Origin of the sequence: Pseudomonas sp. G166 (genome assembly GCF_037027455.2) — a bacterium.
In the GTDB taxonomy this organism is placed as follows: domain Bacteria; phylum Pseudomonadota; class Gammaproteobacteria; order Pseudomonadales; family Pseudomonadaceae; genus Aquipseudomonas.
Genome location: NZ_CP146985.1, coordinates 3,321,975 through 3,334,217, shown reverse-complemented (window position 1 = coordinate 3,334,217; position 12,243 = coordinate 3,321,975). Strand labels below are relative to the sequence as shown.

Here is a 12,243-nt window from a genome sequence, read left to right as displayed (position 1 = left end):
TGCGCACCGCCCTGGCCTGGGAAGACCTGGAGCAACCCGTGCAGGTGGTCTGGCGGGAGGCGCCGCTGCCCATCGAGATCCTGCGCATTACCGAAGCCGATGCGCTCGCTCAACTACAGGCCCACACCAATCCCCGGCAACGGCGCCTGGACATCCGCCAGGCGCCGCTGCTACGGGTGGTGAAGGCGTTCGACGCCGGCCAGCAACGTTGGTTGCTGCAGGTCTTGCACCATCATTTGGTGCTGGACCACACCACCCTGGAACGCATGGTCGAGGAAATCGTGCTGATCCAGCAGGGCCGCGCGGCGCAGTTGTGCGCACCAGTGCCGTTCCGGACCTTCGTCGGGCACGCCCGGCGCGGCCAGGACAGCGCCCGGCAGCAGACTTTTTTTCAAACCATGCTCGCCGACGTCAGCGAACCCACCGCCCCGTTTGGCCTGCTGGATGTGCAAAATACCGGCGAAATCGACGAAGCCCACGGGTCGCTGGACCCAACGCTGGCGCTCGCTCTGCGCCAGGCGGCGCGGCGCCATCAGGTGAGTGTTGCCAGTCTGTTTCACCTGGCCATGGCGCTGGTATTGGGCAAGGCCACCGGACGCGCCGACGTGGTATTCGGCACTGTCTTGCTCGGTCGTTTGCAAGGCGTGCAAGGCGCCGATCAGGCATTGGGGGTTTTCATCAATACCTTACCGTTGCGTATCGGCTTCGCGCAGAGCTCGGTAAGCGACAGCCTGCAACGCACCCATCAGGCCTTGCTGGGGTTGCTCGAACATGAGCACGCACCGTTGACCATGGCCCAGCGCTGCAGTGGCGTGCCGGCCAGCACGCCGTTGTTTTCCGCACTGCTGAATTTTCGCTACAGCCTGGAAGACACGCCACACCAAAGTGTCGAGGGCATGCAGGTGTTGAGCAGCGCTGAACGCACCAACTATCCCTTCACCGTTTCGGTGGACGACCTTGGCCAAGGCTTCAGCGTGACTGCGCAAATTGCCGGTTCGGTGGGGGCGCAACGGGTCTGGTCCTTCCTGCACCGTGCCCTCGCCAGCCTGGTCGAAGCCCTGGATCACAACGCGCAACAGCTCGCCCAAACCCTCGACGTCCTGCCGGCGGACGAGCATCAGCGCTTGGCTCGCTTCAACGCCACGCAGCGTACGCAACCCGAACGTGCCTTGCTGCACCAGCACTTCGAAGCACAGGCTCGCTTGACTCCGGAGGCTGAGGCGGTGCGTTGCAAGGGACGCGTGCTCAGCTACGGACAGCTCGACCGCCAGGCCAATCGCCTGGCTCGGCAACTGCAAGCACTGGGTGTCGGGCCCGAGGCACGGGTCGGTGTTCACTTGCGCCGCTGTCCGGAATTGATCGTCGCGCTGCTTGCGGTGCTCAAGGCGGGCGGCGCGTACGTTCCGCTGGACCCGGCCTACCCGACTCAACGCCTGGCCTACATGCTCGACGACAGTGCCCCCGTGGCAGTGCTGACGATGGGCGACGCGCCGCTGGGCCTCACCCTCGCCGCTACCTGCCGGCGGCTCAATGTCGACGAGGCGTTGCACACCGGCGACACGACGCCGTTGGCTGTGGCGTTGGAGGCCAGCCACCTGGCCTACATGATCTACACTTCCGGCTCTACCGGGCAACCCAAGGGGGTGATGATCGAACACCGCAACGCGCGCAATTTCCTCGACTGGGCCCTGCGTAGCTTTAGCGCTGAAACCCTTGCCCACAGCCTGTTCAGCACTTCGATCAACTTCGACTTGTCGGTGTTCGAATGCTTCGCGCCGTTGTCCTGCGGCGGCACCCTCGAACTGGTCGACGACGCCCTTGCCCTGCTCGAGCACCGTCCCGCCCTGAGCCTGCTCAATAGTGTGCCGTCGGCCGTCGACGCCTTGCTGCGCGCCGATGCGCTGCCGGACTCGCTGGGCACCGTCAACCTCGCCGGCGAAGCGCTGCCGCGACACTTGGTCGAGCGACTGTTCGCCCATGGCGCGGTGCACCAGGTCAACAACCTCTATGGCCCGACCGAGACCACGGTCTATTCGACCTGGGCCTCGATGGACCGCGCGCGCGGCTTTGTCCCGCACATTGGCCGGCCCATCGACAATACTCAGGTGCACGTGTTGGATGACGCGGGGCAACCATTGCCGGTGGGCGTGACTGGCGAGTTGTATATCGGCGGGGCCGGCGTGGGGCGTGGCTACCATCGGCGGCCCGAACTGACCCGCGAGCGCTTCCTGCCCGACCCGTTCAGTGCCGAGCCGACGGCGCGGCTGTACCGCACTGGCGACTTGGGTTTCTGGGACGCCGACGGCCAGTTGCATTACCTGGGGCGCAACGATTTCCAGGTCAAGATTCGTGGTTTTCGCATCGAACTGGGGGAAATCGAAGCGGCTCTGCTCGCGCTTCCACACGTGGCCGCCGCAGCAGTGCTGGCGGTCCAGCGTAATGGTCGCGAGCCCGCGCTGGTGGCCTATGCCGTGGCGACGGCGGACGCAGCGCCGTTGACGCCAACGGCGCTGCGCGAGGCCCTGGCGAGCCGCTTGCCGGGGTACATGGTGCCAGCGCTGGTCATACCCCTGGACGCACTGCCCCTGACCCCCAACGGCAAACTCGACCGCGCCGCCTTGCCGGTGCCCGGCGAAGACGCCTGGACCGCCCAGGCTTATGAAGCGCCAAGCGGTGAACAGGAAACGCTCATGGCCGAGATCTGGCGCGACCTGCTGGGCGTCGCCCAGGTGGGGCGTCATGATCATTTCTTCGAACTCGGCGGACACTCGCTGCTGGCGGTGCAATGGGTCTCCCGGGTGCGCCAGCGCCTGGGGCTGGAATTGCCCCTGGCAACCTTGTATGCGCACCCGACCGTGGCCGCGCTGGCCAGCGTCATGGGCAATGCGACGCGCAGCGCCCTGGCGCCGATCACGGTGCTGCCGCAGAGCGTTGCGCGCCCCTTGTCGTTTGCCCAGCAACGTCTATGGTTCATCGCCCGCCTGGATGAGCAAGCGAGCGCCGCCTACCACATCAGCGGCGCCCTGCGCCTGGATGGCGAACTGGACGAAGCGGCGCTGCGCAACGCCTTGACGCGCATCGTCGAACGCCACGCCGTACTGCGGACCCGTTTCATCGAGCAGGACGCGGAAGTCCGCCAGGTCATCGACGCGCAGCCGCGCCTGGCGTTCGCCTGCCTAGCGCTGGACGCTAGCGACCCGGCCCGCCTGCAACAAGTCATGGCCAGCGAAGCTGCCCGGCCGTTCTCATTGAGCGAGGGCCCGTTGCTACGGGTGCTGCTGGTGCGGCAGAACCCTTGCTGCCACGTGCTGCACGTGACCCTGCACCACATCATCGCCGACGGCTGGTCCATCGGGGTGCTGATCGACGAACTGTCGACCTTGTACAAAGCGTTCCGCCAGGGCGCGGCGGATCCGCTTCCGGCCCTGGCGATCCAATACGCCGACTATGCCGCCTGGCAACGCGATTGGCTGGCCGGCGAGCGTCGTACCGAGCAGTTGGCCTATTGGCTCGAACACCTGCGCGACGCGCCCGAGCGGGTCGACCTGCCCAGCGATCGTCCACGGCCGCCCCGCCAGGACTTCGCCGGTGCGCGGTTGACGGTCACGCTCGATGAGCCGACCAGCGCTGCGATCAAGGACCTGAGTCACCGCCATGGCACGTCGCTGTATATGACCTTGCTGGCGGCCTGGGCGATTGTGGTCGGGCGCCTGGCCGGTCAGGAACGCGTGGTGATCGGCACCCCGGTCGCCAACCGCACACGCAGCGAAGTCGAGCCGTTGATTGGCTTTTTCGTCAACACCCAGGCGCTGTGCATCGACCTGGCCGGGCAACCGGACGTCAGCCAGTTGCTGGCCCAGGTGCGTGAGCACGCGCTGCAGGCCCAGGCGCACCAGGACGTGCCGTTCGAGCATGTGGTCGAAGCCCTCAACCCACCCCGCTCGCTGGCACACAGCCCGGTGTTCCAATTGATGTTCGCCTGGCAGAACGCCCCACGCAGCGCGCTGGACCTCGATGGCCTGAGCCTGACCAGTCTGGCCGCCGACCAGGTCACTGCGCCTTTCGATCTGTCCCTGGAACTCTATGAGGCCGAGGAGCGCATCGTCGGCGGGCTCAACTACGCTACTGCGCTGTTCGATGCCGCCAGCGTGCATCGGCATTGGCGCTACCTGGTCAACGTGTTGCGCCAGCTGTGCGCCGACGACCGCCAACCGCTGGCCCGCCTGTCGTTGGTCGATGCCCGGGAGCGCGAGCATCTGCTGCACGGCCTCAACCCGGCGCCAACCGCCTACCCGCAGGCCGGCTGGGTACACCAGCCGTTCGAGCGCCAGGCGCTGTTGCAGCCCGACGCCATCGCGGTCGAACTGCATGGGCGCGGGCTGAGTTACGCTGAGCTCGATCGCCAGGCCAATCACCTGGCCTGGCAGATGATCGAGCTGGGCGCGGGACCCGGCCAACGGGTGGCGATCCATCTGCCGCGCAGCCTGGAGATGGTGTTGGCCATGGTCGCCACCCTCAAGACCGGTGCGGCCTACGTGCCGCTCGACCCGAGTCAGCCCCTCGCACGCCGGCAAGGCATCATCGAGGATTGCCAGCCGTGCCTGCTGCTGTGGGATGCGCAGCGCGTCGAAGCGTTGCAATGCAGCGACCGTTGCACGCCGCTGTCGGTGCGTTTGGCGGCAACGGCGATGCAGGCACCCTCCGCGCCATCGCTCGGGCAACCGAGCCCCGATGACCTGGCCTATGTCATGTACACCTCCGGCTCCACCGGCCTGCCCAAGGGGGTCGCCATGGGCCATCTGGCGTTGAGCAACCTGCTGGCCTGGCAGGCCGAGCAGCCATTGCCCGGCCCGGCTCGTACCCTGCAATTCGCCGCGCTGGGGTTCGATGTCGCGTTTCAGGAGGTGTTCTCCACCCTGGGCAGCGGCGGTACCCTGGTGCTGTTGGACGAAGCCCAGCGCCTGGACCTCGCGAGCCTGCCGCGCTGGCTCGGCCAGGCGCGTATCGAGCGTTTGTTCCTGCCCTATATCGCCCTGGCAGCGATGGCCGACAGCTGGGCCGACGCCCCGCTTGAACTGCCCATGCTGCGGGACGTGATTGTCGCGGGCGAGGCGCTGCGCATCACCGGCGCGTTACGCACATTGTTCAGGCACCATCCCCACGCGCGCCTGCACAACCACTATGGCCCGACCGAAACCCATGTGGTGTGTACCCACACCCTGCCCGACGATCCGGACCAATGGCCGGACGTACCGGTGATCGGACGGCCGATTGCCAACACCCAGGTGTGCCTGCTCGATGCCCATGGCCAATGGGTGCCCCAGGGCGCTGTCGGCGAACTGCATGTCACCGGCGTGGCCCTGGCCCAAGGCTACTTGAACCGTCCCGAGCTGACCGCCGAGCGGTTTATCGAGCCCCCGTTCGACGCCACTCCCGGCGCGCGCCTGTACAAGACCGGCGACCTGGCCCGCTGGACCGCCGAAGGGACGCTGCAGTACCTGGGGCGCAATGACTTCCAAGTGAAGATTCGCGGTTATCGGGTTGAACTGGCCGAGGTGGAAAGCCGCCTCGATCAATTGCCCGGGCTGCGCGAATCGGTGGTCGTCGTGCTGCCGGCGGACCACGGCGACCCGCGCCTGGTCGCCTATTTCAGCGCCGAGCAGACCTTGTCGCCGCTGGACCTGCGCAGCCAACTGAGTGAGCGCCTGCCCGAGTACATGTTGCCCAGCGCCTTTGTACAACTGCATGCCCTGCCGCTGACCAGCAATGGCAAGGTCGATCGCCAACGCTTGCCGGCGCCAGCCCCCGAGGCGTTTGCGCAAACGGAATACAGCCAGCCCGAGGGCGAGCTGGAGATGACCCTGGCGGCGATCTGGAGCGAGTTGCTGGGTGTCGCATCCATCGGTCGCGAAGACGATTTCTTCGCCTTGGGCGGACACTCGCTGCTGGCATTGCGGTTGCTCGCACAAGTGCGCCATCGACTGGGCCTGGAAGTGCCGCTCTCGGCGGTCTTCGCCCAACCGCGCCTGCACGCGTTTGCGACAGTGCTGGCCGACGCCGGGCGCAGTCGCTTGGAACCGTTGCAGGAAGCCGACCGCAGCCAACCCCTGCCACTTTCGTTCGCCCAGCAAAACCTCTGGCTGATCCAGCAACTCAACCCGGACTCGACAGCCGCCTTCAACATGCCGGCGGGCTTGCGCCTGCGCGGCAAGCTCGACATCGAGGCGTTGCGCCGCAGCCTGGATCGTATCGTGGCGCGCCACGAAAGCCTGCGGACCCGGTTCGTGAGCCTTGCCGGCCAAGCGCGGCAGGTGATCGACCCACCACGGGCATTGGCCCTGGACGTACTAGACCTGAGCGCGCCCGGCGCGGCGGATTGGCAGGTGCTGTGCGCCGAGGAAGCCGGCCGACCGTTCGACTTGACCTGTCAGTGGCCGATCCGCGCACGCCTGTTGCGCCTGGATGTCGACGATCATGTCGTGCTGGTGACGGTGCATCACCTGGTCTCGGACGGCTGGTCCATGGGCGTACTCACCGACGAGTTCTCCCGTCTCTACCAAGCCTTCAGCCGGGATCAGGTCGATCCCTTGCCGCCCCTGGCGCGCCAGTACGGCGATTACACGCTGTGGCAACGCCAATGGCTGCAGGCGGACGAATTGCAACGCCAACGTGCCTATTGGCAGGCCCACCTGGACGGCGCGCCGACCTGCGTGACCCTGCCTACCGACCGTCCGCGTCCGGCTCGACAGGACTACGCCGGGGCGAGCCTGCCGGTGCGCATCGATGCCGAACTGAGCCACGGGCTCAAGGCCCTCGGACGGCGCCATGGCACCACCTTGTACATGACCTTGCTGGCGGCCTGGGCCGTGGTGGTCAGTCGGCTGTCGGGCCAGGCGGAGGTGGTGATCGGCTCACCTGTCGCCAACCGCAACCGGGTCGAGCTGGAGCCGCTGATCGGCTTCTTCGTGAACTTCCAGGCCCTGCGCATCGACCTGGGCGACGCGCCCCGGGTGAGTGCGCTGCTGGCCCAGGTCAAGGGCCTGGCGCTGGCCGCCCAAGAGCATCAGGACCTGCCGTTCGAGCAAGTGATCGAAGCGCTCAATCCGCCGCGTTCGCTGGCTCATAACGCGATTTTCCAACTGATGCTGGCCTGGCAGAACGCTCCACAGGGCAACCTCGATCTGGGCAACGGACTGCAATTGCACAGCGTCGGCGCGCCGGTCAGCACGGCCAAGTTCGACCTGGCCCTGGATGTCCATGAAGCGGGCGATGTCATCGAGGGTGGCTTCAACTACGCCACCGCGCTGTTCGATGCCGACACCGTGGCCCGTCACTGGCAGGCGCTGTTGGCCGTGCTGCGGGCCATGGTCGACGACGATCGCCGGACCGTGACCCGCATTGACCTGCTCAGCCCGGCCGAGCGCGAGCAGTTGCTGCATGGCTTCAATCCGGCGCTGGCGCTGGCGGCCCCGAGCGGCGAACGATTGCACCAACGTTTCGAGGCCCAGGTCGCACGTCGTGGGGACGCCGTTGCGCTCCAATACGAGAACCTGACCCTCAGCTACCGGGCGCTCAACGAGCGGGCCAATCGCCTGGCCCATCGCCTGCGCGACCTGGATGTCGGCCCGGACAGCCGCGTGGCGATCCACGCCGAGCGCGGCATCGAAATGCTCATCGGCATACTCGCGGTGCTCAAGGCCGGAGGCGCCTATGTCCCGCTGGACCCGGTCTACCCGGCGCAGCGCTTGAACTTCATGCTCGACGACAGTGCGCCACGGGTCCTGCTGACCCTGACTGCGTTGCCTGAGACGCTGCAGATCCCCGCGTCGTGCGCAGTGGTATCCCTGGACCCGGACACCGGTGAATGGGGGCATTTGTCCAGCATTGACCTGGCAGCCGATCCGCGAGCCAGTGACACGGACCTGGCCTACATCATTTACACCTCGGGCTCGACCGGCGTGCCCAAGGGCGTAATGATCGAGCATCGCGCGGTGATGCGGCTGTTCAGCGCTACCGACGCCTGGTTCGGCTTCAACGACCGGGACGTCTGGACCCTGTTCCACTCTTTCGCCTTCGACTTCTCGGTGTGGGAAATCTGGGGTGCGCTGCTGCACGGTGGCCGGTTGGTGGTGGTGCCCTACTTGACCTCGCGCAGCCCGGAGAATTTCTACCACCTGCTGGTGGACGCCGGCGTCACCGTGCTCAACCAGACCCCTAGCGCCTTTTATACCTGGATGAAACAGACCCGCGCCGAACCCCATCGGTTGCGCTGTGTCATCTTCGGTGGCGAGGCCCTGGATGCCGCCGCGCTGCGGCCCTGGTTCGAACGGCCGGACAGCCAGGCTACCCACCTGGTGAACATGTACGGCATCACCGAGACCACTGTGCATGTGACCTACCAGCCGATCGAAGCCACCGACTGCCATGCCCAGGCCGGGCTGGCACCGATTGGCCGGCCCATCCCGGACTTGCAGGTCTACCTGCTCGATGCCCACGGCGAACTGGTACCACGCGGCGTGGTCGGCGAGCTGTATGTCGCCGGGCCTGGCCTGGCGCGCGGCTACCTGAATCAACCGGCGCTCGATGCCGAGCGCTTCCAGCCGGCGCGCTTTCTCGGCGGCCAAGGCGAGCGTCTCTACAAGACCGGCGATCTGGCACGCTGGACCGCCGACGGAACCTTGCACTACTTGGGCCGTAATGACCAGCAGGTCAAGGTGCGTGGCTTCCGCATCGAACTGGGCGAAATCGAAGCCCGGCTGAGTGCCCTGGACGGCGTGCGCTCGGCGGTGGTGCTGGCGCGCCAGGACGATCCCGGCGATGCGCGCCTGGTCGCCTATCTGCTGGCCGAGCCGGGCCGGCACCTGGAGCCTGGGCAATTGCGCTCAGCACTGACCGGACAATTGCCAGCGCACATGTTGCCCAGCGCCTATGTGCAGCTGGAGCAATGGCCCTTGACCGCCAACGGCAAACTTGACCGGCGCGCCCTGCCGGCTCCCGATCAGCAAGCCTTGCAACAGCATCCTTATGCGGCGCCACGCGGCACCACGGAAACGCGACTGGCGCAACTCTGGTCGCGACTGCTGGGCATCGAGCAGATCGGTCGTGACGACAACTTCTTCGCCCTGGGCGGGCATTCGTTGCTGCTCGTGCAACTGCTCGACGGCTTGCGCGCGCAGGGAATGGATGTGGCCATCGGCGCCCTGTTCAGCGCTGAAAGCCTCGCCGCGCTGGCCCGCGAGGTCGTTACGCGGGACGTTGCCAGCGTCGCGGCCCAAGGCCTGCTGTGCATTCGCGCCGGTTCGCCGGGGCGCGCGCCGCTGTTTTTCATCCATGAAGGCACGGGCGAGGCGTTGCCGTACGTCCGGCTGGCGCAGCATCTGGACCCGGAACGGGGGATCTATGCCGTGCAGGCCGCCGCCGAACTGGACGACGGCGTCGACAACACGACCTTGGCCAGACGCTACATCGAGCTGCTGCGCACGGTCCAACCGCACGGTCCCTATCAGCTCGCCGGCTGGTCGGCGGGCGGCGTGCTGGCCTATGAAATGGCCCGCCAACTGCTGGGCGAGGATTGCCCGGTAGCGTTCCTCGGGCTGATCGACAGCAGCCAGCCGGGCGCCCTGCGCGCCGCACCGTTGGCGCTGAGCTTCGACGAAGCCGGCCTGCGCCAGCAACTGATCGGGTACTTGGCGCACCACCGGGTCGGCGACAGCGCCGATGACCCTGCCCAAGACACCTGGCATGCCGGGCTCGATCTGGACGCGGTGATCGCTGCGGCCCAGGCACGGGGTTGGCTGCCAGCCGGTTTCGACCGCCAGGAGCTGAGCCGCCGAGCCCGTCTCAACCTGAACCTGCGCAATGCCATGGTTCGCTATCGGCCGGCGCCGCTAGGCCTGCCCGTGCACCTGTTCCGCGCCACATCGGCAGGCCCTGGGGGAAGTGACTCGCGAGATCTGGCAGCCGATTGGCGCGCGCTGCTGGGGGCCGAGCTGGTCGAGCAGCGTATCGAGGGCGATCACTGGTCGATCATGCGCGACCCCGAGCATTTGCAACGGCTGGCGCAGGCCTTGGAGCAGGCGCTGGCGCGAGCCGAGCAGCCCCCTGCCGGTCCGTCGGGCGCGCGCGTCAGCCTGGTCCTGCAAACCGGCGCGCCGAACGCGCCCTGCCTGTTCATGATCCCCGGCGCCGGCGCGAATGTCGCCAGCTTCGTGCCCCTGGTCCGGCAACTGGACCCGCGATTGACGGTGATCGGCCTGCAAGCCCGTGGTTCCGACGGCCAGCGCGAGCCCCATGCCTCGGTGCAGGCTGCGGCCAGCGCTTATGTGCGGGAAATCCGCGCGCAGGTTCCGAACGGTCCCTACTACCTGCTCGGGCACTCATTTGGCGGCTGGCTGGCCTTTGAAGTCGCCCGCCAATTGCACGCTGAGGGTACTGGGGTGGCACCGGTGCTGGTGCTCGACAGTCGCGCGCCTGGCACGCGGTTGGCCAGTGATTCGCGTGGGGCCCTGGCGCACTATGTGGCGTTGCTGGAGATGGAGGCCGGGTGTGAGCTGGGCCTCGACGTCGACAGCCTGGCCAAGCTGGAACCGGACGAGCAATGCGCCCGATTGCTGACGCGCATGCAAGCCGTCGGTTTGATGCCCGCGCAAGCCCGTGCCGATGCGTTGCGCGGTCCTTTGCGGGTGTTTTACGCCAACCTGGCGAAAGACTATCGACCGGCATCGGTCTATCCGGGCCCCGTGGTAGTGTTCAAGGCCGGGCGAGGTCATGGCGAAACCGAGGATGGCTGGGAGGCATTCGCCGGGGACTGTCAGCGCCACGTGCTTGAAGGGTGTGATCACCTGTCGATTCTCAAAGCGCCTGCGGCACGGACCTTGGCCGAGTACCTAAAACACTATTGGCCCGCGCTGGAGGCGTTTCAAACCCATGAAAATTGAGCATTCGGTGCGGCCCTGGGTATGGGCGTGGGCGGGTCAGGTCGTCTCGACCTTGGGGTCGGCCCTTGCAGCCTTCAGCCTGGGCATCTGGTTGTTGCAGCAACACGCCAGTGTGACGGACTACGCCCTGGTCATCGCGCTGTCTGCGTTGCCGGGACTGCTCCTGGCGCCCGTGGCGGGCTGGTTGGTGGACCGCTGCGAGGCGCGGGCGATCCTGCTCGGCGTCGAGGCCGGCAGCGGTTTCGCGGCGCTGATCCTCTGGTGGCTGTTCGAGCAAGGCGAGCTGGAACGGTGGCAGGTGTATGCCTTTGCCGCCGTCAATTCCAGTGGCCAGGTCATGCGCATGCTCACTTGCCAGGCAGCGATCCCGCGAATCTTGAGCAGTGCGCAAGCGATTGGCCGGGCCAACGGCCTGATGCAACTGATGGTCGGCTTGCCGCAACTGATCGCGCCCACCCTGGCGGCCCTGTTGCTGGGCAGTGTTGGAGTTCCTGGACTGTTGTTGCTGGATGTCGGTGCGGTGCTGTTTTCCGCCGGCGTGCTCGGTTGGCTCGCCTGGGTGGCGACGGCGGTGCGCGCCACCGGCCAGGAGCGTGTCGTGGCCGTGGGCGGGTTGGCACCCGTCTTGGCGGTGCTGCGCGGGCGTCCGGCGTTTTGCGCGTTGCTTGCCTACCTGGGCGTCGAGCATTTGATGCTCGGGCTGGCCTCGGTCCTGTTGGCGCCCATGGTTTTGGAACGTTATTCGGTATTGGTGCTGGGCACGCTGATGACCTGCGGCGGCCTGGGCATGCTGGGCGGCTCATTGTGGGTGGTCGCCCGTCCACCACAGCGATTGATCCGCACGGTATTGCTCGCGGACCTGATGCTCGGCGTCAGCATCCTGGGCATAGGTATCAGTACCTCGCCGGTGGTTTTGTATGCGGCGGCATTCGTCGCCTTTGGCTGCTTTTCACTGAGCACCAGCAGCGACCAGAGCTTTTGGCAGCGCAGCCTGCCCAACGCCATCCTCGGTCGGGTACTGTCAGCCCGGCAGATCGTCTGCCTGCTGGCCCTGCCGCTCGGGGCGCTGGGCGCGGGCGCGCTGGCCGACGGTTGGGCGATTCCATTGATGAGCCAAGGCAGCGAGCTGCAAGCCTGGCTGGCCCCCGTGCTCGGTATCGGCAAGGTCGGCGGCTTGAGTTTGCTCTTTGCAGTCGCCGGCCTGCTGTATGTACTGCTGGCCGGCCTGGGATTGACCATCGCACCGTTTCGTCGGCTTGAGCCTGGGTGGGTTGCATCCACCCAGGTCGTGGCCGAACCTGGCTGA

At 66.8% G+C, this 12,243-nt stretch carries 2 protein-coding genes (1 of these 2 cut by a window edge); both read left to right on the top strand.

All coding sequences use genetic code 11. The features are described from left to right. On the top strand, positions 1–10,937 hold the 3' portion of the coding sequence (locus SGN16_RS14420; protein ID WP_335944804.1) for a non-ribosomal peptide synthase/polyketide synthase. It extends 6,865 nt beyond the left edge of the window; only the last 10,937 of its 17,802 coding nucleotides appear in the window; the start codon falls outside the window, past its left edge; the stop codon is at positions 10,935–10,937. Beyond that, positions 10,927–12,243 (top strand): MFS transporter, encoded by a 1,317-nt coding sequence (locus SGN16_RS14415; protein ID WP_210638715.1) that lies wholly within the window; start codon positions 10,927–10,929, stop codon positions 12,241–12,243. The genes SGN16_RS14420 and SGN16_RS14415 overlap by 11 nt, the downstream gene beginning before the upstream one ends.

Excerpts from the sequence above, each read along its gene's own strand:
- SGN16_RS14415 (WP_210638715.1), top strand. The coding sequence starts at position 10,927 with ATGAAAATTGAGCATTCGGTGCGGCCCTGGGTATGGGCGTGGGCGGGT.